The sequence below is a fragment of the Roseiflexus castenholzii DSM 13941 genome, assembly GCF_000017805.1.
In the GTDB taxonomy this organism is placed as follows: domain Bacteria; phylum Chloroflexota; class Chloroflexia; order Chloroflexales; family Roseiflexaceae; genus Roseiflexus; species Roseiflexus castenholzii.
This window is the reverse complement of record NC_009767.1, coordinates 3,141,506-3,164,631: the sequence shown is the minus strand read 5'-3', so window position 1 is coordinate 3,164,631 and position 23,126 is coordinate 3,141,506. Positions and strand designations below refer to the sequence as shown.

Annotated in this window: 18 protein-coding genes and 1 pseudogene; 10 read left to right on the top strand and 9 right to left on the bottom strand. The window is 59.5% G+C overall.

Features of this window, described 5'->3' with window-relative positions; all coding sequences use genetic code 11:
• Positions 1-16: 16 nt before the first annotated feature.
• The 9 genes and pseudogenes from RCAS_RS12705 to RCAS_RS12665 form a co-directional block, all read right to left on the bottom strand.
• Positions 17-1,060, bottom strand: coding sequence for a Gfo/Idh/MocA family protein (locus tag RCAS_RS12705; protein WP_012120968.1), 1,044 nt, complete (start codon positions 1,058-1,060; stop codon positions 17-19).
• A 40-nt stretch (positions 1,061-1,100) separates the two neighbouring features.
• Positions 1,101-1,370: pseudogene (locus tag RCAS_RS12700) on the bottom strand (HepT-like ribonuclease domain-containing protein); the annotation flags it as partial.
• Positions 1,371-1,415: 45 nt separating this feature from the next.
• Positions 1,416-1,712, bottom strand: a complete 297-nt coding sequence (locus tag RCAS_RS12695) for a nucleotidyltransferase family protein (protein WP_012120966.1) — start codon at positions 1,710-1,712, stop codon at positions 1,416-1,418.
• 95 nt (positions 1,713-1,807) lie between these two features.
• Positions 1,808-2,953: an acyl-CoA dehydrogenase family protein gene (locus RCAS_RS12690; protein WP_012120965.1), complete on the bottom strand. Its 1,146-nt coding sequence runs from the start codon at positions 2,951-2,953 to the stop codon at positions 1,808-1,810.
• Entirely contained in the window at positions 2,950-3,870 is a 921-nt protein-coding gene (locus RCAS_RS12685) for a PAS domain-containing protein (RefSeq protein WP_012120964.1), read from the bottom strand. Before RCAS_RS12685 ends, RCAS_RS12690 begins: the two co-directional genes overlap by 4 nt.
• A 207-nt stretch (positions 3,871-4,077) precedes the next feature.
• Complete coding sequence (locus tag RCAS_RS12680) at positions 4,078-4,956, bottom strand: sugar phosphate isomerase/epimerase family protein (RefSeq protein WP_012120963.1); 879 nt, start codon at positions 4,954-4,956, stop codon at positions 4,078-4,080.
• Between the two features lie 3 nt (positions 4,957-4,959).
• A complete protein-coding gene (locus tag RCAS_RS12675) occupies positions 4,960-6,126 on the bottom strand; it encodes a dihydrodipicolinate synthase family protein (RefSeq protein WP_012120962.1) in 1,167 nt (388 codons plus the stop codon).
• Positions 6,127-6,141: 15 nt separating this feature from the next.
• Complete coding sequence (locus RCAS_RS12670) at positions 6,142-7,293, bottom strand: Gfo/Idh/MocA family protein (RefSeq protein ID WP_012120961.1); 1,152 nt, start codon at positions 7,291-7,293, stop codon at positions 6,142-6,144.
• A gap of 87 nt (positions 7,294-7,380) precedes the next feature.
• On the bottom strand, positions 7,381-8,409 hold the full coding sequence (locus RCAS_RS12665; RefSeq protein WP_041330733.1) for a LacI family DNA-binding transcriptional regulator: 1,029 nt from the start codon (positions 8,407-8,409) through the stop codon (positions 7,381-7,383).
• 204 nt (positions 8,410-8,613) lie between these two features.
• Between RCAS_RS12665 and RCAS_RS12660 the strand changes: the two genes are divergently transcribed.
• The 10 genes from RCAS_RS12660 (at position 8,614) to RCAS_RS12615 (ending at position 23,122) form a co-directional block, all read left to right on the top strand.
• On the top strand, positions 8,614-9,666 hold the full coding sequence (locus tag RCAS_RS12660) for an ABC transporter ATP-binding protein (RefSeq protein ID WP_308446039.1): 1,053 nt from the start codon (positions 8,614-8,616) through the stop codon (positions 9,664-9,666).
• A 160-nt stretch (positions 9,667-9,826) separates the two neighbouring features.
• Positions 9,827-11,875 carry an ABC transporter substrate-binding protein gene (locus tag RCAS_RS12655; protein ID WP_012120958.1) on the top strand — a complete coding sequence of 683 codons (2,049 nt, stop codon included), beginning with the start codon at positions 9,827-9,829 and terminating at the stop codon, positions 11,873-11,875.
• Positions 11,876-12,007: 132 nt separating this feature from the next.
• Positions 12,008-12,997 carry an ABC transporter permease gene (locus RCAS_RS12650; RefSeq protein ID WP_012120957.1) on the top strand — a complete coding sequence of 330 codons (990 nt, stop codon included), beginning with the start codon at positions 12,008-12,010 and terminating at the stop codon, positions 12,995-12,997.
• Between the two features lie 3 nt (positions 12,998-13,000).
• A complete protein-coding gene (locus RCAS_RS12645) occupies positions 13,001-14,164 on the top strand; it encodes an ABC transporter permease (RefSeq protein ID WP_012120956.1) in 1,164 nt (387 codons plus the stop codon).
• A 16-nt stretch (positions 14,165-14,180) separates the two neighbouring features.
• Positions 14,181-15,269, top strand: a complete 1,089-nt coding sequence (locus RCAS_RS12640; RefSeq protein WP_049768832.1) for an ABC transporter ATP-binding protein — start codon at positions 14,181-14,183, stop codon at positions 15,267-15,269.
• Between the two features lie 28 nt (positions 15,270-15,297).
• Complete coding sequence (locus RCAS_RS12635) at positions 15,298-17,070, top strand: B12-binding domain-containing radical SAM protein (RefSeq protein WP_012120954.1); 1,773 nt, start codon at positions 15,298-15,300, stop codon at positions 17,068-17,070.
• 69 nt (positions 17,071-17,139) lie between these two features.
• A complete protein-coding gene (locus tag RCAS_RS12630; RefSeq protein ID WP_012120953.1) occupies positions 17,140-18,501 on the top strand; it encodes a family 4 glycosyl hydrolase in 1,362 nt (453 codons plus the stop codon).
• An 11-nt stretch (positions 18,502-18,512) separates the two neighbouring features.
• Positions 18,513-19,688: an oligogalacturonate lyase family protein gene (locus RCAS_RS12625; RefSeq protein WP_012120952.1), complete on the top strand. Its 1,176-nt coding sequence runs from the start codon at positions 18,513-18,515 to the stop codon at positions 19,686-19,688.
• A 63-nt stretch (positions 19,689-19,751) separates the two neighbouring features.
• The gene (locus tag RCAS_RS12620; protein ID WP_012120951.1) at positions 19,752-20,507 is read left to right on the top strand and encodes a cupin domain-containing protein; all 756 of its coding nucleotides are present in this window, start codon (positions 19,752-19,754) and stop codon (positions 20,505-20,507) included.
• A 2-nt stretch (positions 20,508-20,509) separates the two neighbouring features.
• The gene (locus tag RCAS_RS12615; RefSeq protein WP_012120950.1) at positions 20,510-23,122 is read left to right on the top strand and encodes a hypothetical protein; all 2,613 of its coding nucleotides are present in this window, start codon (positions 20,510-20,512) and stop codon (positions 23,120-23,122) included.
• Positions 23,123-23,126: the final 4 nt, after the last annotated feature.

Sequence of the window (23,126 nt, the reverse complement as noted above, 5' to 3'; positions counted from 1 at the left end):
CAAGAACGACTCGCCATCACAGAGGGATTTCGCGCCCGGTTTCGGCGCTTTCCAGCACCGCTTCCATCATTTCCTGCACAATCAACCCATGCCGCAGCGGCGCCTGACATGGCGCGCCATCGAGAATGCACTCGACAAAATGCGCGGCAATCGCCGTCCACACTCCTTCCCAATCTTTGGGAATGTGGTAAGTGCTATCCACCGGTGCACCGGCGATAGTGCGATAAACGGTCAGCGGATTGTAACAGCGCACTCCGGCTTCGGTCCCAAACAATTCTATCTGAAAGTCGTCCGGTTGATGCGCAGCCCAAAAACTTTCGACCTGCAATCCTGCGCCGTTGGCGAAGCGAATGAATCCGCCGGCGTAATCATCAGCAGCGTACTGGCGCGCCAGTTCCGGTTGCGGTGTATAGTCGAAGTACCCCATACCGCGCGGACCAAACTTCGCCCCTGCGACCGCAACCGCGCTCACCGGTTGCGGCATGCCCATCATCCACCACGCGGCGTCGAGCACGTGCACCCCCATATCGCGGAACGCGCCACCGCCTTTCTGGACGAACCCCGGACTCCAGTGCGGAATGCCGCTACGCCGCACACTGCGCGCGCGCGCGTAGTACACCTCGCCGAGTTCGCCCCTTGCCGCCATCGCGCCGACAATCTGTGTCTCGCGCGAAAAACGGGTCGAAAGCGACATCATATTGACGACGCCAGCCGCCTCAGCAGCGGCGACCAGATCGCGCGCCGGAGCGACGGCGTCCGCCAGCGGCTTGGTGACGAGCACGTGCTTATCGTTGCGCACGGCTTCAAGCGCCACCGGAACGTGCAGTTGGTTGGGAACACCAACGAACACCGCATCGATGGAGCGATCACGACACATCTCGCGGTAGTCGGTGTAGAACGCGACCGGTTCGGGCAGTTTGAGTTCCGCCGCCAATTGATGCATACGCGCTTCGGCGATGTCGCAGAGCGCCACGATACGCGCGCGCGGTGTGTTCAGAAAGCCGCGCGCATTTGCCTTGCCAATACCCATGCCAACGATGGCGATACGTACTTCGTTCACGGGCGGAGTCTCCATATCCAACAAAGCGTCCTTCAGGGGCTTACTCGAGATCGCGCAGCATTGTTTGAAGGAGGGGCTTCAACTCAGGCAACTGCTGTGTCGCAATAGTCCAGATGATGTTCGGGTCAACAGCAAAATACTGGTGAATGACGATATTTCGCAAACCGACCACCCGGCGCCAGGGGATGAGCGGATATCGCTCACGCAGAGGCTCGGGAATCTGGCGTGCGGCTTCGCCGATGATCTCCAGGTTACGTGTTACAGCATCGAGCGCCATGTCATTGGCAACAAATGTGACCTTGTCGAGGCCATCATGGACTCGAGCATGTCGAGCAAGAACAGACGGACATCGCGTTCAGGCATGAACGAAATCCTTTTCAATAAATGCCCACAGATAAGGCTTTCTTTTGAGCGCCTCGATAGGTACCAGGTCTACTCTGGCATGCAGAATCTCTTCCAGGTAGTCGTGTAAATCCACAATCTCCCAGCCCAATGGACGTTCCAGCTCTACCGCAATATCCACATCACTCAACGGCGTCTGTTCCTGACGCGCATATGAACCAAAAATAGCGATGCGCTGCACTCCGAAACGACTCGTCAACGTGTCTCGATGAGCATCCAGCAGACGTCGGATTTCGGTCAAAGTCTTCATTGGATATCACCACTTTCACGCGCTTCGAGGCAACATCAGGGGTGCACCTGTCATTATGGGTGTTCTTCAATAATATTATGACCCATAAGGGGATGTTACTCCAGTTTTAGCGATCTTCCGATGATCTCCTTCATAATCTCGGTTGTGCCGCCGTAGATTGTCTGCACGCGCGCATCGAGGAAGGCGCGCGCAATCGGATATTCGCGCATGTAACCATAGCCACCGTGCAGTTGCAGGCAGGCGCCGACGACCCGCTGCTGGAGTTCGGTCGTCCACCATTTTGCCATGGCTGCGGTTTCTGCCGTCAACTCACCCCGGTTGAGCGCCAGCACGCACTGATCGACAAACACGCGCCCGATCTGCACCTCGGTCGCCAGTTCCGCCAGCGTGAAACGCACCGTCTGAAGTGCGCCGAGTGGACGACCGAACACTTCACGCTCACGGCAGTAGCGGATGGTCTGTTCCAGCGCCGTTTCTGCGGCAGCCACGGCGCCGACCGCGATAGCGAGACGTTCACGCGGCAACTGTTCCATCAGATAACGGAAGCCCTGCCCTTCTTCACCGAGCAGGTTCTCACGCGGCACGCGCACATTGTGAAAAAACAGTTCGGCGGTGTCCTGCGCGTGCAACCCGATCTTCTCCAGGCGTCTGCCGCGTTCATATCCCGGCATGCCACGCTCGACAACAAGCAGACTGACTCCCTTGGCGCCGCGATCCGGATCGGTCTTTGCCGCAACGATCACGAGATCGTTGAGGATGCCATTGGAGATAAACGTCTTCTGCCCGTTCAGCACATACGCGTCGCCATCGCGCAGCGCCGTGGTGCGGATGGCTGCCAGGTCGCTGCCGGCGCCCGGTTCCGTCATCGCAATGGCAGTAATGCACTCGCCGCTGACGCAGCCGGGCAGCCAGCGCCGGTGCTGCTCCGACGTCCCGTAGCATAAGAGGTAGGGAACCACGATATCGCTGTGCAGGACAAAGCCGGGACCGGTTGCGCCGATGCGCCACAACTCTTCGCCAATGACAACGTTGAAGCGGTAATCGCGCGCGCCGGCGCCGCCATACTCCTCCGGCGCGTCCATGCAGAGGAACCCCTGGCGACCGGCTGATCGCCACAGGTCGCGCGGGACGGCGCCGGCGCGCTCCCATTCCGCGTGAAACGGCGCAATCTCGCGTTCGATAAAGGCGCGAAAGGCGGCGCGGAAGAGGTCGTGTTCCGGTTCAAACAGCGTGCGTTTCATCGAACAAGGAGATCCGGCGTTGGCGCAGACACACGGGTTGTAATCTGCTTGCCCAGGCGGTCGAGCGCATATTCGATGCCCGCCTGCAAATTGCTGCGCGTCACCACCGTGCTCAGATCGACCCCCAAATGGACCATTGCCTGCGCCACTTCCGCCGAGATGCCGACGAGCACACAGTGTGCGCCGAGCAGCGATGCGGCGCGCGTCGTCTGGATCAGGTGATTGGCGACCGACGTATCCACCACCGATACACCGGTAATGTCAATGATTGCGATTTCGGCGGCGTAGTGCTGAATGCCGCTGAGCAACGCCTCCATGATCTGCGCGCTGCGTCGGCTGTCGATCGAGCCGACGAGCGGAAGAACGATAATTTCGTCGTAGATCGGCACGACCGGCGTGGACATTTCACGGATCGCCTGGATGAGGCGCTCCTGTTCCTCGACCGTCGCGCGCAGTTGTTCGCGGCTTTCTTCCAGTTCCTGCCGTTCCCGAATGCGCTTCGTTACCACTTCAGTGAAGAAGACGATCCCGCCGATAGCGCCATCACCCTTGAACCAGGGGTAGCATTTCCAGGTGATCCATTCCGTCGATCCGTCCTCCCGTGTCCAGGGATCTTCCTCCGCTTCCTCAAAAGCGCCTGCGAGCGCGCGACGATGAATCTCCTTCCAGCGTTCGGGCAGATCGGGAAATATCTCGTAGTGGGAGCGCCCCACAATGTTCATCCCTTCCAGTCCGTAATCCGTCAACCAGCGTTGGCTTGCCAGGATATAGCGCATTTCGGTATCCAGCATAGCGATCGCTGCGGGCGAATGCTCGACAAAGAAACGCAAGCGCTCCTCAACCGCGCGCAGTTCGTCCTCAAGGGCTGCGCAGCGCTGACGAAGTTGCTCGACCTCGGACGCGGAATTGTCTGACATGGATGCCTCGCAATAGTAAAAAAGATGTATACAGCGCCATGGCTATTATAGTACAGATGGCGCACATGCAGCGTATGTGCGTCTCTGCTATTGTACGATATCATCGTTACTGCTGATTACCGGGTTGGAGGAACGGTCGCATGGAAGCAAGGAGATGCGACCGTCACCGGTGAAAGGCGGATAGTCCTGCATCCAATACCCTGGCGTTCAAGGCGAGGCGTCTTTGATCGCCGGTGTGCGCTTCTTTGAAGGGTATTGGTCCTGGATCGGCGCGACGTGCTCAAGGTAGCGTTCGCACATCAATGATACGACCTGATCGCCGGGCATATTCCAGATCGCTTCGTTAAAGATTTCGACCTCAATAAACCCACGGTATCCGGCGGCATCGACCGCTTCGCGCAGCGAGCGCAATTCGATCACGCCATCACCCATCATGCCGCGCCCATTCAGCACATCCGGCAACGGCACGATCCAGTCGGACACGTGATAAGCGACGGTGCGCCGTCCACACCGCTGAATAAGATCGTACACGCCTGCATCCCACCAGACGTGGTATGCGTCGATCACCACCCCCACGCGCGGCGAGTCAAAGCGTTCTGCGAGTGCGACGGCTTCTCCCAGGCTGGTAATCACCGACCGATCGGCGGCGAACATGGGGTGCAGCGGCTCAATCCCCAGGGTCACGCCATGATCGATGGCATCCGGCAGAATGGCGGCAATCCCCTCCTCGACCATAGCGCGCGCTGCGCGAATGTCGCGGTCCGGCGCCGGTCCGCATACCAGCACCAACACATCGGCGCCCAACGCTGCCGCTTCTTCGATGGCGCGGCGATTGTCATCAATACGTGCTGCGCGTTCAGCGCGGGTGGCAGCCGGAAACCATCCGCCACGGCACAGGCTGGAACAGTGCAATCCCGCATCACGCAGCATCCGCGCTGCGGCAGCGACCCCGGCTTCCGCGAGACGGTCACGCCAGACGCCGATGGCAGGGATTCCCGCGCGAGCGCAACCGTCAATCGCGTCGCACAGCGTCCAGTATTTGGTCGTCGCCTGATTCAGGCTCAGACGGGAAAGATCGGCAGGCATGGCTCACCCCTCAATTCCTGCCAGCGCCAGCACGTGGCGCATTCGCGCAGCAGCGAGGTCCGGGTCGCGCAGCACGCCCGCTTGATCCGCCAGGACCAGCAACTGCGCCAGATGGACGATGGAGCGCGCGCTTTCCTGACCGCCGACCATGCGGAAATGGTTCTGATGTCCGTTGAGATAGGCGAGGAAGACAACGCCGGTTTTGTAGTAGTAGGTCGGCGCCTGAAAGATGTGCCGCGAGAGCGGCACGGTCGGTTCGAGGATCGCCTGAAAGCGCGACGGATCATCGGCATCGAGCGCCTGCAACGCTGCCGATGCCGCCGGAGCAATTGCGTCGAAGATACCCAGCAACGCATCGCTATATCCCTGATTGTCGCCCAGGATCAGATCGGGGTAGTTGAAATCATCGCCGGAGTACATACGAACCCCCGGCGGCAACCGTCGGCGCATTTGAACCTCACGGTGTGCATCGAGCAGGGAGATCTTAATGCCGTCGATCTTCGCCGCATGGTCGTGAATGATGGCAAGCGCCGTCATCATCGCGTCATCGAGGTTGCGGCTGCCCCAATACCCGGCGAGGTGCGGATCGAACATATCGCCGAGCCAGTGAATGATGACCGGCTCACGCACCTGCGACAGAATCCGCCCATAGACACGGGCATAATCGTCGGGACCGCGCGCGCATGCGGCAAGCGCGCGGCTTGCCATCAGGATCACGCGCCCGCCTGCATGTTCGACCGCTTCAACCTGTTCAGCATACGCCGATTCAACCTGATCGAGCGTGAGGTTGGGGGAGGGCGGCAGGTGATCGGTCCCTGCGCCGCAGGCGATCACACCGCCGACGGCGCGCGCCTCCGCCACAGAACGCATGATCAGATCACGCGCCGTGAGCCAGTCGAGCCCCATACCGCGCTGCGCCGTGTCCATGGCTTCAGCGACACCCAGACCCAGCGACCAGAGATAACGGCGGTACGCCAGCGTCGCCTCCCAATCGAGCGCCGGAGGCGATGCGGGAGTCACATCGGCGAGCGGGTCGGCGACGATATGCGCGGCAGCAAAGAAGACACGGCTGCGCAGCGGTGCAGTTGGCGGCGCAAACGCAGCGGGAGGACGAAAGGTGTAGGCGCGTAACGAGCGGTCAGGTTGAGGAAGCATCACCGTGGATGGCATGCTGCATCCTTTCATTCATCCATTGAGCGGCGGGATGTCGATCCAGCGACGTTCCTGCCAGGAGCGCAGACCCAATTCGGCAAGCTGCACGCCCTTCGCGCCTTCGAGCAGATTCCAGCGGAATGGTCCTTCGCCGGCGACGTGACGCAGGAACAATTCCCATTGCACGCGAAAAGCGTTGTCGAAGGTCTCATTATCGGGCATCATCTGCCATCCGGCGCGAAAGTCGATCGGGTTGGGCAGATCGGGGTTCCAAAGGGGGCGCGGCGTCGCAACGCGCGGTTGAATGCGACAATCGCGCAAACCGGCGACGGCGCTGCCATGCGTGCCATCCACCTGAAGCACAAACAGATCGTCCCGATAGACGCGCACGCACCAGGAAGAATTCATCTGAGCAATAATGCCGCCTTCAAGTTCGAATGTCGCATACGCCGCATCATCGGCGGTCACGGCATACCGGCGCCCATGCTCATCCACCCGTTCGGGAATATGCGTGGCGCCCAGACACATGACCGCGCGCACGGGCGCAAACAGATTATCGAGCACATAGCGCCAGTGGCAGAGCATATCGACGATAATGCCGCCGCCTTCTTCCTTGCGATAATTCCAGGACGGGCGCTGCGCCGGTTGCCAGTCACCCTCGAAGACCCAATAGCCAAACTCGCCGCGCACCGAAAGAATTCTGCCGAAGAAACCGCTTTCCACCAGGCGCTTGAGTTTCAGCATACCGGGGAGGAAGAGTTTATCCTGCACAACGCCGTTCCGCACGCCAGCCGCTTTCGCGCGGCGCGCCAGATCGATGGCGTCGTCCAGCGTCGCCGCCGACGGTTTTTCGCAGTAAATATGCTTGCCGGCGGCAATGGCGGCGCGTATACTTTCCGCGCGGTGCTGCGTCGTCTGCGCATCGAAGTAGATGATATCGGATGGATTGGCGAGGCAGGCATCGAGATCTGTGCTCCAGCGCGCGATGTCATAGGTTTCCGCCAGCGAGCGCACCTTCTGCTCATTGCGCCCGACCAGGATCGGATCGGGCATGAGGAAATCGCCATTGGGAAGGGGTACGCCGCCCGCCTGTCGAATAGCGACAATCGAGCGCACAAGATGTTGATTGGTTCCCATACGCCCGGTGACGCCATTCATAATGATACCGACGGGAAGGATCGCCATGGAACATCCTTTCACTCAGAAAGCGGCAACAACCAAGTCCTGTCGCGTCGGATCAACGCGACGACATGGAACAGACCATCACGACTTCTATCCTGATGACGCCGCAGAAGGCGGCGCCGTACTCTGGCGGACGACGATCTCGGTCGGCAGATGGACGGTGCGCAGCGTCTCTTCATTCGAGAGGGCCAGCGTCAACGCTTCCGCGCCGAGTTGACTCATCGGCACACGCACGGTAGTCAACGCCGGAGTGACATCGGCGGCGATTGGAATATCATCGAAACCGACGAGCGACACCTGATCGGGCGCCGCGATGCCACGTTCACGCAGCGCGGCCAGCGCACCGATTGCCATAACGTCATTCAGAGCAAAGAGCGCCGTGATTGATGGGAAACGCTCCAGCAGCGTAATCGCCGCACGAGCGCCGCCATCGCGCGTAAAATCGCCCGATACAATCGCTTCAGGCGGCAGATCGATTCCGCTTGCTGTAAGCGCTTGCACGAACCCGTTGCGCCGGTCGCGGCTGGTTGTCAGCAGGGAAGGACCATCGATCACCCCGAAGGAGCGATGCCCCAGGTCGAACAGGTAGCGCGCTAGCGCCCGCGCCCCGCCGACATTATCGGGAACGACCGCGTCGGCAGCGATGTTGTGACGACCGATGACCGCCACCCGCCCGCCAAGCGACGCAAACGAGTCGAGACTCTCGGTCAATGCCCGGCAATAGGCGCGATCATCGAGACCGCTGCCTGCCAGGATGATCGCCTCGACGCGCTGCATCTGCAATAGATGGACATATTCCAGTTCCCGTTGCGGTTCGCGGAACGTGTTGCAGACGATCATCAATCGTCCGGCGTCGGCGGCGCTACGCTGAATGCCACGGAGAATCTCGGCAAAGTACGGGTCGCTGACATCGTGCACAATCACGCCAACGGTGTGCGTGGTGGCGCGAACCAGCGCCTGTGCGTGCGCATTCGGCACATAGTTCAGTTCGCGCGCGGCGGCGGTGACGCGCGCCCGCATATCGTCGCTGACGGCGCGCGCGCTGCCGTTGAGCACACGCGACGCCGTTGCCAGCGAAACGCCGGCGCGACGGGCGACATCAGCAAGTGTGACTGCCATAAGCCTTCCGCTTAAACGAGTATTTGACATGCCGATTATACCATGCTATACTCACTTTGCAAGTGAAAACGCTTTCCAACCACGGACAATCGGCAGATTTTTGGAATTGACAGATCGGGCAACCGGCGTGTATTGTTGTTCTATCCCCTTCTCCGTGTCCGGTGCATTGGATGCTTTAGTGTTCATAGCCACCTGTTGAGGTCGATGATGACTGAGCATGCGAGCGATGCTCCGATCCTTCTGGAGGTTCGCAACCTCAAGAAGCACTTTCCCATCAAGCGCGGCTGGTTTTCGCGCACCGTCGGGTACGTTAGGGCGGTGGACGGCGTCAGTTTCTTCGTGCGCGAGGGTGAAACTCTGGGTCTGGTCGGTGAAAGCGGTTGCGGCAAGACGACCACCGGGCGGCTGGTGTTGCGCGCGATGCCGCCGACCGAAGGCGACATCTGGTTCCGTGATCGCGAGCAGGGTCGGGTCAATATTCCCGCCATCGATTCCAGCGCCCTCAAACGGTTGCGCCGCAACATGCAGATGATCTTTCAGGACCCCTACTCGTCGCTCAACCCGCGCATGACGTTACTCGAGATCGTTGGCGAGCCGTTGCTGGTCCATGGTGTGGCAAAGGGCGTCGAATTGAAGGATCGCGTTGCCGAAATGCTGCGCGTCGTCGGGTTGCGCACCGAATACATGAACCGCTACCCACACGCCTTTTCCGGCGGGCAGCGGCAGCGGATCGGCATTGCCCGCGCGCTGGCGCTCAACCCGCAGTTGATCGTGTGTGATGAGCCGGTGTCGGCGCTCGATGTGTCGATTCAGGCGCAGATTCTGAATCTGCTCCAGGATTTGCAGCAGCAGTTTCGCCTGACATACCTGTTTGTCGCACACGACCTGAGTGTGGTCGAGCATATTAGTGATCGCATTGCGGTGATGTATGTCGGCAAGATCGTCGAGAGCGCGCCGACTCCCCGTCTCTACACTATGCCACGCCATCCCTACACCGAGGCGTTGCTCTCCGCAGTGCCCAAGCCCGATCCCCGCCGCCGCACCACGCCAATCGTTCTGGAAGGTGAAGTGGCGGATCCTGCCCATCCACCGCCAGGCTGCGCTTTCCATCCTCGCTGCCGCTACCGGATCGAGCGGTGCGCGGTTGAAACACCGGAATTGCGCGAGATTGCGCCCGATCATTTCGTCAGTTGCCATCGCGCCGAAGAACTGGCATTGCAGGGCGTTGCGCCATTGACGCGAGCGTTGGTCCATTGACCAGCGCCTCACATGCTCTGCGTCTGGCAGCAGGGATGGATGATCGTCGATACGATGAAAGGAGGTGCCGAGTATTTCATCTGACGCAGATCTGTTCGACGACTCCGGGTTTTTATCCCTGGCTCAGGTTGTGTGCAGTCATTACAAAAGAGAGGCAAGCATGAACAAAAACGCCAGGCGATCAATCAGTCGCCGCAATTTTCTGCGCCTGTCGGCTGTCCTCGGCGCAAGCGCCGGCCTTGCCGCCTGCGGCGGCGCTCCGACCGCTCCCGCTCCCACTGCCGCTCCATCCGCTCCAACTGCGCCACCGGCGCCAACGGTCGCTCCTGTTGCCACTGCTGCTCCGCCACAGGCAGCAACCGCCGTGCCTGTAGCGGTGTCGCAGTTCAACGAAGCGCCCGTCCTGGCGGAACTGGTCCAACAGGGCAAACTGCCGCCGGTCGATCAGCGCCTGCCCAAGAATCCAGTGGTGCTGACCGGTCTCGATGGCGTTGGCAAATATGGCGGAACCATCCGTCGCGGCTTCCGCGGCTTTTCGGACCGCTGGGGACCGACCAAGATTCAGAACGAGGGGCTGACCTGGTATAACCCTGACTTAAGCCTGCGCGCGAACATCGTCGAGTCGTGGGAGGTCAGCAGCGATGCGCGGCAGTGGACGTTCAAGCTACGCGAGGGGATGAAGTGGTCCGATGGTTCGGACTTCACGACCGACGACTGGAAATGGTGGTACGAGAACGTCCTGCTCAACGATCAGATCACGACGGCGCTTCCCGGTGTTTGGTCAACCGGCTCACCGCGCGTGGCGATGAAAGCGGAGTTTCCCGATCGCTACACGGCGGTGTTCACGTTCCAGGACCCCAAGCCACTCTTCGCCTACAACGTCACCCGCGAGCAACCGTTCGTTCATGCCGGTTTCATGAAGCAGTTCCACGAAGGCTTCGCCGATAAAGCCAAACTTGAGGCGGATGCGAAGGCGGCAGGGTTCGAGACGTGGGTGCAACTGTTCAACGACAAAAATTGGTGGTGGACGGTCGGGCGTCCATCGCTCGGTCCGTGGGTAGCCGTCAACACCATGACCGAGCAGTTGTTCATTATGGAGCGCAACCCTTACTTCTGGCAGGTGGATGAAGATGGCAATCAGTTGCCGTACATCGACAAGATCACCCACCTGCTGTTCGAGACGCCCGATGCCTTCAACACGCGCATCATTGCGGGCGAGGTCGATTTTCAGGCGCGCCACGTGAGCATTGGCGACTTCACACTCCTCAAAGAGAATGAGAGTCGCGGCGATTATCAGGTAGTGCTGGGCGTCAGCGCCAACCATATCGCTTTCCAGCCGAATCACACGGCGAAGAACCCGAAGATCCGCGAGTTCTTCCAGAACCGCGACGTGCGCATTGCACTCTCATTGGCGATCAACCGCGACGAAATCAACGAACTGGTCTTCAATGGCACCGCTGTGCCGCGCCAGTACAGCCCGTTGAGCATGTCGCCGCAGTACTACGAGAAACTGACGAAAGCGTATATCGAGTACGATCCGGCGCGCGCCAATCAACTGCTCGATCAGGCCGGCTACGACAAGAAGGATACTCAGGGCTTCCGCCTCTGGAAGGATGGCAGCGGTCCGATCAGTTTCATCATTGAGGGCACGGCGCAGGCGGGTTCACCCGATGAAGACGCCGTCCAGACGATGATCAAGTATTTTGCCGATGTCGGCATTAAGGCGACGTACAAAGCGCAGGAACGTTCGCTGTACACCGAACGCTATCAGGCGAACGAGGTCGAGGCGGCGTTCTGGGGTGGTGACCGGACGCTGTTACCCATCGTGGCGCCCTGGATTTTCCTGGGGAGCATGATCGACCGTCCCTGGGCTGCCGCGTGGGGAATCTACTACAACAACCCGAATGACCCCAACGCTGAACAACCGCCGGAGGGTCATTTCATCACCAAAATCTGGGATATTCAGAAGCAGATCGATGTCGAGCCGGACGAGGAGAAGCGCAATGCGCTCTTCCGTCAGATTCTCGACATCTGGGCGGAGGAGTTGCCGATGATCGGCATCCTCGGTGAACTGCCATCACCGACGATTGTGAAGAACGGCTTCAAAGGCTTCCGCGCCGGATTCCCCAACGACGATACAACCGAGGACGAGAACCTGCTCAACACGCAGACCTACTACTGGGATGATCCGGCAAAACACACCAATTAGGAGCATCGGACGGACGATTGACGATTTCTCCCGCAGGCTCGATGCCTGTGGGAGAGACGCATACCTGCATCAGGCATAGCGCGTCGGGCAGGCGCGGCGCTCTTGCCCGACGCACCCTCAGAGAGTCGTGCCATGCTTCAGTATATTGCGCGTCGCGTAGTGTTGATGATTCCAACCCTGTTTGTCATTTCGCTGATCTCGTTCGCCATCATTCAACTGCCTCCCGGCGACTTCTTAAGCTCCTACGTAGCGCAACTGCGCACTGAAGGCGACGCAATCGACGCTGCACAGTTAGCGGCGCTCGAAGAGCAATACGGGTTGAACCAACCCATATACATCCAATACTGGAAGTGGATCAGCGGCATTTTACTGCGCGGCGATATGGGACGGTCGTTCGAGTGGGGCAAGCCGGTAAGCGAGTTAATCTGGGATCGGATCGGGATCACCATGCTGATCTCGCTCCTGACCATCCTCCTGAGTTGGGCGATTGCCATTCCGGCCGGCGTGTATGCCGCCACGCACCGGTATTCCATCCCCGATTATCTGATGAGTTTCATCAGTTTTCTGGGGTTGGGCACACCGAGTTTCATGGTTGCGCTCATTGCGCTGTGGGTCGGGCTGGCGTTCTTTGGGGTCAATATCAGCGGCTTGTTTTCCGATCAGTATCTCGACGCGCCATGGAGCGTCGGCAAAGTGCTGGATATGCTATCGCGCATCTGGCTGCCGGTGATCGTCCTCGCTATCGACAATACAGCCAGTATCATTCGCACGCTGCGCGCTAATCTGCTGGATGAACTCAACAAGCCCTATGTCGAAACGGCGCGCGCGAAGGGGGTGCGCGAGACGGTGCTGATCTGGAAGTATCCGGTGCGCGTGGCGCTCAACCCGTTCTTCAGCACCGTTGGCTGGACGCTTGCGGCGCTCGTTTCCGGCGAAACGCTGGTGGCGGTCGTGCTGAGTTATCAGACGAGTGGACCGCTCCTGTTGCGCGCGTTGACCTCGCAGGACATGTACCTTGCCGGGAGTTTCATTCTGCTACTCAGTACGCTGACGGTCATCGGCACGCTGATTTCGGACATTCTGCTCGCATGGGTTGATCCGCGCATCCGTCTGGAGGAGTAAACGATGGCGACTGAAGGGAGTATTGAGCGAACCCGTGCCGAGGATGCCGACGTTGCAACCGTCGGCAATCGCACAGAACAGATTTATGTGGCGCCACAGTGGAAGTTGATGTGGTGGAAGTTTCGCAAGCATCGCATGGCGATGGTGAGCGGCGTGGTGTTGATTTTCCTCTATCTGATTGCCATCTTTTGCGAATTTGTCGCCCCTTACGACCCGGAGAGTTTTTCGACGCGCTATACGCTGGCGCCGCCGTCGCGTATTCATTTCTTCGATACAGAAGGAAATTTTCGCGGTCCTTTTATCTATGGAATGAAACGTGAACGTGACCCGGTGACTCTTCGACCGATCTTTGTTGAAGACACCAGTGACATCCATCCTATTCGCCTGTTCTCTCCCGGTCAACCGTACAAACTGTGGGGAATCTTCGAGTCAAACATCCGACTGTTTGGCATCGATGCGCCGATCGAAGAGCATGCATTTTTTCTCCTGGGCGCCGATCGTTTGGGACGCGACCTGTTTTCGCGGATTGTCTATGGTGCGCGCATTTCGCTCTCTATCGGGCTGGTCGGGGTCTTCTTGAGCCTGATCCTCGGTATTGTGCTCGGCGGCATTTCCGGCTACTATGGCGGCGTGGTCGATACCATCATTCAGCGCGTAATCGAGTTCATTCGGTCGATCCCCGCCATTCCGCTCTGGATGGGACTCAGCGCAGCGCTTCCGGCAGACTGGCCCGTGGTATGGGTCTATTTCGGCATTACGGTCATTCTGTCGTTGATCGGTTGGACTGGACTGGCGCGAGTGGTGCGCGGTCGCTTCCTGGCGTTGCGTGAAGAGGATTTCGTGCTTGCGGCGCGCCTGGTCGGTTCGAGCGAAATGCGCATCATTCTGCGCCACATGGTTCCGTCGTTCCTGAGTTATATCATTGCGACGCTGACGCTGGCGGTGCCGGGCGTGATCCTGGCGGAAACCGGGTTGAGTTTCATCGGGCTGGGGTTGCGCGCCCCGGCGATCAGTTGGGGTGTGTTGCTTCAGGAGGCGCAAAATCTGCGCTCGGTCGCGCTGGCGCCCTGGGTCTTGCTTCCCGGCGCGGCTGTGGTGATCTCGATCCTGAGTTTCAATTTTCTGGGAGACGGGTTGCGCGATGCTGCCGATCCGTATGAGCGTTGAGTCTGTGAGGAGCGCTATGAGTGATCCACGTCCGTTGTTGCTGGAAGTCGAAGACCTGAAGACCTATTTTTATCTGGATGAAGGCGTTGTGCGCGCGGTAGACGGCGTCAGTTTCACCATCCGGCGCGGGCAGACAGTCGGCGTGGTGGGGGAAAGCGGTTGCGGCAAATCGATCACGGCGCGTTCGATCATGCAAATCGTCCGTCCGCCGGGAAAGATTGTTTCCGGCTCGATTCGCTTTCACCGCGTCCCTCCCTCGAACGGCAATCCCGGCGAGATCATTGAGATTACGAAACTGGACCCGATGGGAAAACCGATGCGCATGATCCGCGGCGGCGAAATCTCGATGGTCTTCCAGGAACCAATGACCTCCCTCAGCCCGGTGCATACGGTCGGTGATCAGGTGATCGAAGCGATCATGCTCCACCAGTTGGTCAGCAAAGAGGAAGCGCGCCGTCTTGCCATTCATATGTTTACGAAAGTCGGCATGCAGCAACCGACGCGCACGGTGGATCGCTATCCCCATCAGTTGTCGGGCGGCATGCGGCAGCGCGCCATGATCGCCATGGCGCTGAGTTGCAATCCCAGCCTGTTGATCGCCGATGAGCCGACCACGGCGCTCGATGTGACGACAGAAGCGCAGATTCTTCAGTTGATGCGCGATCTGCAACGTGAACTGGGGATGGCGATCATGTTCATCACCCACAACCTCGGCGTTGTCGCACAGATGACCGAAGCGGTCATAGTCATGTATATGGGGCGGATCGTGGAACAGGCAACCGTTGATAATCTCTTCTACGCCCCAAAACATCCGTATACGCGCCTGCTGCTGAAGTCGATCCCGAAGATGGGATCGAAGGCGATGGGCACGGCGACGCGCCTTGAGTCGATCAGAGGCACGGTGCCGCATCCATATGCCATCCCAAAGGGATGCCCCTTCCATCCCCGCTGTAGCGACATGATCCCTGGCGTCTGCGATGTAGTCGATCCGCCGGTTGTGTCAGTCGGCGATGGGCAGATGGTGCGCTGCCATCTCTATGCGTCCGCTCAGCCACGCGACATTATTCCACTGACTGCGGATCAGCCGACGAACGTCGGCTGCTGAACGCGCCATTGCTGTCGAGGAGATAGTTATGCACGTGATGCTCTTGTTTCCGCCAAACTGGACGCCGGCAATGCCGCACCTGGCGCTGCCAACGCTCACCGCATTTCTTCGTGGGCATGGGCTGCGGGTCACGCAACGCGACTTGAATATCGAAGTGTTCGAGACGATACTGACCCGGCGTTATATCGAGCGGATGCTCGACCGCCTGCGGCGTGAATACGGACCTCACGGCGAGCGGCGCTCGACACGCCGGGTTGCGCCGCCACGCGATCTGGTCGTACAGGCGTTGCGTTCAGGTCCGGCAATTGCGGCACGAGTCGAGCGCGCTAAAAAGGTCTTGCGCAGCCCTGCGTTTTTCGATGGTCCGGTCGGTCGAGACGCGCTGATGACGGTCGTCGATGCGCTTCAAATTGCATCACTGCCATTCTTCCCCGCAGCGCTCGAATTTGGAACGTATCGTCCAGCGCGCACGGCCGACAGCACCCGCGCTATCTTGAGCGAAGTGCGCGATCCGCAGGTCAATATGCTGATCGATATCTTTGCGCGTGGCGTCCTGGCGGATATCGAACGTGAACGACCGGATGTGGTCGGCATTTCCATCCCCTCGATGGCGCAGATGGTTCCAGGGTTGACAATTGCGGCGCTGATCAAGGATCGCGGATTGCCATGTCATGTGACGGTCGGCGGTCCGCATATCACGATGCTGCGTGAGCGCCTGGCACGATCACCTGGCATCTTTTCTCTGATCGATAGCGCCGTCGTCTTCGATGGCGAGGTTCCGCTCGTGCAGTTGTGCGAAGCGCTCGCCGGCAGTGGCGATGTCTCGCGCGTGCCGAACCTGATCTATCGCGACGGCAATGCCATTCGGGTAACAGCGCGCAAGGAACCGGAAAAGATCGGCGCCTTGCCGCTGCCGGATTTCGATGGCTTGCCGCTCGACCGGTACCTGGCGCCGTATCTGACGTTGCCGCTCCTCTCGGCGCGTGGCTGCTACTTTGGCAAATGCGCCTTCTGTAATGTCGGCTATGGCGAAGCCGAGAATTTCAGCCTGATGCGCAGCGAGATGCTGGCGGAGCAGATGGTCGCGCTCCACCAGCGCTATGGCGCGCAGCACATCTTTTTCGCCGATGAGGCGCTGACACCACGCACGTTGCGCGAACTCTCCATGATTGTGCAGCGCGACTGTATTCCGGTGCTTTGGGGCGGCTGCGCGCGTTTTGAGAAGACGCTGACCGCCGACCTGTTGCAACAGATGTATCGCGGCGGGTGCCGCATGATCCTGTTTGGTCTGGAAAGCGCTTCCGAAGCGATCATGAACCGCATGGTCAAAGGGACAAAACTCGAGCATATGCATCGCATCCTGCGTGAAAGCGCCGAAGCAGGCATCTGGAACCATACATTCTTTTTCTTTGGCTTTCCTGGCGAAACACTCGATGACGCGCAGCAAACGGTCAATTTTCTCTATGAGCATCGAGAGCATATTCATTCAGCTGCGCTAGGGACGTTTCTGCTCGAAAGAGATGCGCCCGCGCACCGATTTCCTGAAAGTTTTGGCATTACGAAGGTGATCGATCCGCCAGATAAGGACCTGGCGATCTATTTCGATTATGAGGTTGCCGAGGGAATGGATGCAGCCATGGCAGAACTGGTCGAGTCACGCTTCCTGGAAACGATGCCGGTCAAAGCATTTCCACAGTTCTATATCAACGATGTCTATCGTTTTCTCTACGCCTGTCACCTGAGCCATCAGGGCGCACCGTTGCCGCCGCTGCTCGCGCAGCAGGATGCGGTCGCCGCCTGACACGCTCAGCAGTGTTGCGTCGTTGGGCGTTCGCATCGACGGTCGCTTTCGTTGGAGAAAGGAAGGGGAATGTCCACCGCCATTAAGATCAGCGTGATCGGCGCCGGCAGCGCCCAATTCTCGCTGGGGCTGGTCAAAGATCTGTGTCTGACGCCAGGACTCGCAGGCAGTCTGGTCAGTTTCATGGATGTCGATCTTGCCCGCCTTGAGATGATCGAGAAACTGGCGCGCCGCTATGCCGCCGAACTGGGCTCCGATCTGCGCTTCGAGCGCACTGCGGATCGCGCCGCGTCGCTCACCGACGCCGATTTTGTGATCAATACCGCATCGGTCGTCAGCCACCATCATCAGCGCGCCATGCGCGAGGTGACGGCGAAGCACGGCTACTATTACGGCGGCGTTGCTTTCGGCAATCACGCGCAACTGGCGTTCATGCTCGCCGTGGCGCGCGATATGGAGCGCATCTGTCCAAATGCCTGGCTGATCCAGTCGGGTAATCCGGTGTTTGAAGGATGCACGCTGATGACCCGTGAGACCGGCATTAAGGTGTGTGGTCTGTGCCATGGTCACTACGGTGTCTATCAGGTGGCTATGACCCTGGGATTAGACCCACAGAAGATCACCTGGCAGGCGCCGGGGTTGAACCACAATATCTGGCTGACCCATTTTCTCTACGAAGGGAAAGACGCCTATCCGCTGCTCGACCGCTGGATCGCCGAACAGAGCGAGACCTTCTGGCGCACCCATGTGGCGCAGAGCACCCACGACATTCAGATGTCGCGCGGCGCCATTCATATGTACCGCATGTATGGGTTGATGCCAATCGGCGATACGCCGCGCCAGCAACGCAACTGGTGGTATCACACGAGCCTTGAGGTCAAGAAATACTGGTTCGGCGAACCGTGGGGCGGTCCCGACACCGAGATTGCCCGTCCATTCTTCGTCGAGGGTCTGGAGAAGCGCATCGCGTTCATGACTCAGCTGGCGAACGATCCGAAAGCCAGCCTGGTCGAAACGTTCGGCAGCGAGAAGACGCGCGAGCAGCAGGTTCCGATCATCGATGGGCTGGTCAACAACAACGAGTATGTCGCTCAGGTGAACATTCCGAACCACGGCGCGCTGCCCGGCGTTGCCGATGATGTGGTGGTCGAGGTTCCAGCAATCATCAATGCCAAAGGTATTCAACCGCTGCGCGTGCCACCGTTGCCACGGAAGATTATGCTCGAAATGATTCTGCCCGAAGTGCTCGATATGGAACGCGAACTCCTGGCGTTCAAAACCGGCGATCGCTCGATGTTGCTCTGGAGTGTGCTCAACAGTCCGCAGACCCGCTCATATGAACAGGCGGTCGCCGTGCTCGATGATCTGCTGGCGATGCCCGGTCATGAGGAACTGGCAACGCATTTCCGGTGGCCGGAGACATGGGAGTAAGGAACACGGACATGCCACGCACATGGACCTCGGAGATGACAACCCTGACCGACAGCGCGACCGGTCGCACCATCCGGCAGTTGACCGCTATCGGCAACAATGTGCATCTCTACTTTACCGAGAATTCATTCGACGCCGTCGAACCGGCGATCATTTTTCTATCGGACCGCGCCAGCGGTGAGGATCGCGCGCCGCACGAAGATCCGCGCTACAACGTCTTCCGCCTGGACCTGGTTTCTGGCGAGATCATGCAGTTGACCGACGAGCCGGAAGGAGTTCACAGCGTGACCAAAACGCCGGATAGTCGGATCATCGTCTATATTGTCGGGAATCGTGTGCGCGCGTTCGATACGGCAACCGGTGTTGCCACGACGATCTACGAAGAAACCGACCCCTTTTCGCTCGGCGCGCCGTCGATTGCTCCCAACCGCCGGTATGTCGCATTCTGCCGCAATGAGCAGGTAGACGTGCCGCGCGGACCAAACTATAGCGGCTTCAAGGAGAGTTTCTACCGAATCAAGGATGGCCGGGTGACGATTGCGTATCTGGACGGCTCGCAGGCGTTCGACGTCTGGCGTGATACGCATTGGCTGGGGCACTTCCAATTCTGCCCCGTTGATGCGACGCTTGGCAGTTTCTGCCACGAAGGTCCATGGCATCTGGTGACGCAGCGTATCTGGCTTCTCGATGTCGTGGCGCGCGCGGCAGTTCCTTGCTTTCGTCAAACCGAGGAGGACTCGGTCGGGCACGAGTTCTGGACGCAGGATGGTCTGATCGTTTTCGATAATCGGGGACCCGGACACGACGGGACGATCACCAGCCATCGCGCGCAGGCGGTGGCGGTTGATGTCGCTGTGAAGTCAACTGCATCGACTTCCTTCCGTCCGTATGTCGGTCTGGCAAATCGGCGTGGCGACGTCATTCGGCGGATCGATATGCCCTACTACACCAACCACTACCATGCCAGCCCCGATGCGACACGGTTGGTTGGCGACGATGTGGATGATCTGGTACTGATTGATATTTCCGGCAATGAAGCGCGCTTGGAAACACTGGTGCGCAACCACGGAACCTCATGGCACACGCAGAGCAGCCACTGCCATCCGACCTGGAGTTGGGACGGTTCTCGCATTCTCTACGCTTCTGATCGGGACGGCAGGGTGAACCTGTACCTTGTCGAACTGTAAATACGGGCAGGATGTGACAGGATTTCTGGCATTCCTTGACAACAAACCACATGAGGCGCTGGTATGACAAGCACTGTTTCAATCCCTCCATTCCCCGCCGCCGTCGGCGTGACCCATTTGTTGGTGTACGATACGCTGGCGCCGGATGGGTTAGTTGGCGGCAGTCCGCACGTTCACTTTCTCTGTTCCGAAATGTACATGGTCATCGGCGGTCATGGCGCGGTGCAGACGCTGAGTGCGGCAGGATTTTGCGAAACGCCGCTGGAACCGGGGCAGGTCGTGTGGTTCACGCCTGGCGTCATTCACCGGCTCATCAACCACGGCAAACTCGAAATTCAGATCGTGATGCAAAACGCCGGATTACCGGAGTCCGGCGATTTTGTGTTGACGTTTCCTGAGTCAATCCTGACCGACGACCAGGCGTATTTCGATGCCGCGTCGTTGTCGCCGCGCGGCGCGGTCTATACCAGTACGGAGCGCGCCGCGTATCGCCGACGCGATCTTGCGGTGCAGGGGTTTGTGGAGTTGCGGCAGCGGTATGAAACTGAAGGTCTGGCGGCGCTTGAGCGGTTCTATGCTCAGGCGGTTCGCCTGGTCCAACCGAAACTCGACGCCTGGCGCACGGTGTGGGAACGTGGACCGCTCGCGGCGGCGCAGGCGACAGGACGGCATCTCGCTGCGCTTGCCGAGGGTGATGTCTCCTTCCTGTGCCAGGGAAATGTGCATACGCTGCCGGCGCCTGCGCCGCCGCGTCGCCTGGGCATGTGCGGCACGCTTGGCGTCTATTTGCCGGAAGGAGCGCGGAGGAACGAGTCGTGAACATGTTCGCGTACCACACGACCAATGGTTTCATCGATCACTGGCTCGTCGCCGGTCCGCGAGTACTGGAGGCGCCCAATCTCGAGCGGTTCCACGACTATGATTTTCGAGTGCGTATCGCACGCCATTATGCCACGCCCGCGCTCGAAATCGCGCCGCCGTCGGCGGAGGGTGATACGTTCGAAGCGGATGGTCAGGAGTTGACATGGCAGTACTACGCCTGTGGCGACGATCACTTCGTCGATCTCAGCGACTTCTACCACCTGGTCAGCCACCTGCGCGCCTGGGCATACGCTGAGGTGGTTGCACCGAACCATGGGCGCGTCGGGTTGACGATCACAACCAACGGTCCGGCGGATGTCTGGATCAACGGCTGCCATGTCCATCACCACGAGCACGTTCAACCGCAGATACCGGCAAGCGTGCCGTTTACCGCTGATCTGCGGCAGGGAGCGAATGCGATTCTGGTACGCTTCGAGGCGGTGGCAGCGCGTGAATGCCCGATGGTCATGGCGCTGCGCGTCGATAGCGTGGGGGAGTTGCCGGTGCAATTGCCGACTCATCAGCGCCACATCGAGTTGCGCGCTGCCATTGAACAGGTCATTGCAGCGGCATTTCTGGAGCGCGACGTGTTCGACTCGAGCGAGGAGATCGTTGTGCGCTGGTCGCCAGACGCGACGTTTGCCGAACGAACGGTGTGCGTGCGTTTGCAGAATGCTCACGGACAGATTTTTGCCGAGGCGTTGCCGACGGTTCGCCCAGGCGCCGCGCAATCGTTTGGGCGCGCGGCGCAACTCCGCGATGGAGCGTATCAGATTCTGCTGATGCCACACCCTGAGACATACTATCTCCACAATGTGCGTGTTACCCGTGCCATCCCCTTCGAGGTGTTGAAAAACCGCTACGCTGCTGCGCCCTATGGCGTCTATGAAACACGCCGAATTGAAGCGCTGCGCGACGCAGTTCAGCGAGGCGGGTTGTACGGCGAAATCGCTAAAATGGAACTGGGCGCATGGGACACGCTCAATCTCGATGTCATACTCCATGAAATCGACGGAATCAACCGTCGTCGAGATTGCAGCGATTTCTACCTCATCGGCTTGCTCGGCGCATTGCTGCGCTATGGGAACGACGAACGCTTCCCCGCCACGTTGCGCGAACCGCTTGAAGCGTGCATTCTCGGCTTTCGCTATTGGGCGGATGAGCCGGGGGTCGATGCCATGTGGTTCTGGTCGGAAAATCATCGAATTCTGTTCCACACCTGCGAAATCCTTGCTGGTCAGATTTACCCAGATCGCATCTTCACCAACAGTGGTCTTTCGGGTGAAGAACATCGCCTGAAGGGGGAGCGTCTCGCGCTGGACTGGCTGCGCTCGCGCGCGACCGGCGGATTTCGTGAGTGGGACTCGAACACCTACTTCGAGCATGATGCGCTGGCGTTGAGCCACCTGGCAGACCTGGCAGCGAACGACGAGGTGAGCGAACTGGCGACGGTTGTCCTTGACAAACTCCTGTTCACCATGGCAATCAATTCGTTCCGCGGCGTCTTCGGCTCGACGCACGGTCGAGCGTACACGGTCGGCATTAAGGGAGCGCGTCGAGAGTTGACGAGCGGCATGAGTCGCCTGTTGTGGGGCATGGGGACGTTCAACGAAGCGACGCTCGGAACGGTTGCGCTCGCCTGTGCGCGTGGCTATGCACTGCCGCCGGTCATTGCCGAGATTGCAACGGCGTCGGTCGAGGAACTGTGGCATCGCGAGCGTCACGCCGGGGTCAATGTCTGGGATCTCGATATGGCGGAGGGTCCCTGGGAAGTTAACAAAGTCACCTTCAAAACACCGGATTATATGCTCTGCTCGGCGCAGGATCACCATCCGGGCGAACGCGGCGTACAGCAGCACATCTGGCAGGCGACGCTGTCGCACGATGCGGTGGTCTTTGTAACCCACCCGCCGTGCATTGCCGAGGATAACTCGCACCGTCCAAACGCCTGGCATGGTCACGTGGTATTGCCGCGCGTGGCGCAGTGGCGCGAAACGCTGATCGCCATCCACCACATTCCGCCGCGCAGCGACTGGTTCGATCATGCCCGTCCCGACGGATACATCGATTCGGCGCATCCGCAGGCGTATGTTGACCCGCAGTGGATGGGATGGACGCATGCGTACTTTCCGACCTTCGCCTTCGATGAGTATGCACTCCGCGAGGGATGGGCATTTGCGCGAGTCGGCAATGGATATCTGGCGTTGACCGCCGCCAATGGGTTGACTCTCGTGACGACCGGACGCAATGCCTTTCGTGAACTGCGCTCGCCGGGATGGCCCAATAGCTGGGTGTGCATGATGGGACGGGCGGCGCGTGACGGCGATTTTGCCGCTTTTCAGGAACGAACGCTGGCGCTCCGTGTCGCTTTCGACAACCTGCGGGTGCACTGTGAAACGCTGCGCGGCGACCGACTTGCGTTTGGTTGGGAAGGACCACTGCTGGTCAATAACGAAGAGCAGCCGCTCAACGGCTTTAAACACTATGACAGCCCGATCTGCACCTGCGAGATGGGCGCAACGTCGATGGACATTATCGGGTGGGAGACGGTGCTGCGGCTGGATTTTACGTGAGGCG

Bases quoted from the DNA above. Each gene is read 5' to 3' on its own strand.
- RCAS_RS12695 (WP_012120966.1), bottom strand. From the start codon at position 1,712: ATGAAGACTTTGACCGAAATCCGACGTCTGCTGGATGCTCATCGAGAC.
- RCAS_RS12690 (WP_012120965.1), bottom strand. From the start codon at position 2,953: ATGAAACGCACGCTGTTTGAACCGGAACACGACCTCTTCCGCGCCGCC.
- RCAS_RS12685 (WP_012120964.1), bottom strand. From the start codon at position 3,870: ATGTCAGACAATTCCGCGTCCGAGGTCGAGCAACTTCGTCAGCGCTGC.
- RCAS_RS12680 (WP_012120963.1), bottom strand. From the start codon at position 4,956: ATGCCTGCCGATCTTTCCCGTCTGAGCCTGAATCAGGCGACGACCAAA.
- RCAS_RS12675 (WP_012120962.1), bottom strand. From the start codon at position 6,126: ATGCCATCCACGGTGATGCTTCCTCAACCTGACCGCTCGTTACGCGCC.
- RCAS_RS12670 (WP_012120961.1), bottom strand. From the start codon at position 7,293: ATGGCGATCCTTCCCGTCGGTATCATTATGAATGGCGTCACCGGGCGT.
- RCAS_RS12665 (WP_041330733.1), bottom strand. From the start codon at position 8,409: ATGGCAGTCACACTTGCTGATGTCGCCCGTCGCGCCGGCGTTTCGCTG.
- RCAS_RS12660 (WP_308446039.1), top strand. From the start codon at position 8,614: ATGATGACTGAGCATGCGAGCGATGCTCCGATCCTTCTGGAGGTTCGC.
- RCAS_RS12655 (WP_012120958.1), top strand. From the start codon at position 9,827: ATGAACAAAAACGCCAGGCGATCAATCAGTCGCCGCAATTTTCTGCGC.
- RCAS_RS12650 (WP_012120957.1), top strand. From the start codon at position 12,008: ATGCTTCAGTATATTGCGCGTCGCGTAGTGTTGATGATTCCAACCCTG.
- RCAS_RS12645 (WP_012120956.1), top strand. From the start codon at position 13,001: ATGGCGACTGAAGGGAGTATTGAGCGAACCCGTGCCGAGGATGCCGAC.
- RCAS_RS12640 (WP_049768832.1), top strand. From the start codon at position 14,181: ATGAGTGATCCACGTCCGTTGTTGCTGGAAGTCGAAGACCTGAAGACC.
- RCAS_RS12635 (WP_012120954.1), top strand. From the start codon at position 15,298: ATGCACGTGATGCTCTTGTTTCCGCCAAACTGGACGCCGGCAATGCCG.
- RCAS_RS12630 (WP_012120953.1), top strand. From the start codon at position 17,140: ATGTCCACCGCCATTAAGATCAGCGTGATCGGCGCCGGCAGCGCCCAA.
- RCAS_RS12625 (WP_012120952.1), top strand. From the start codon at position 18,513: ATGCCACGCACATGGACCTCGGAGATGACAACCCTGACCGACAGCGCG.
- RCAS_RS12620 (WP_012120951.1), top strand. From the start codon at position 19,752: ATGACAAGCACTGTTTCAATCCCTCCATTCCCCGCCGCCGTCGGCGTG.
- RCAS_RS12615 (WP_012120950.1), top strand. From the start codon at position 20,510: ATGTTCGCGTACCACACGACCAATGGTTTCATCGATCACTGGCTCGTC.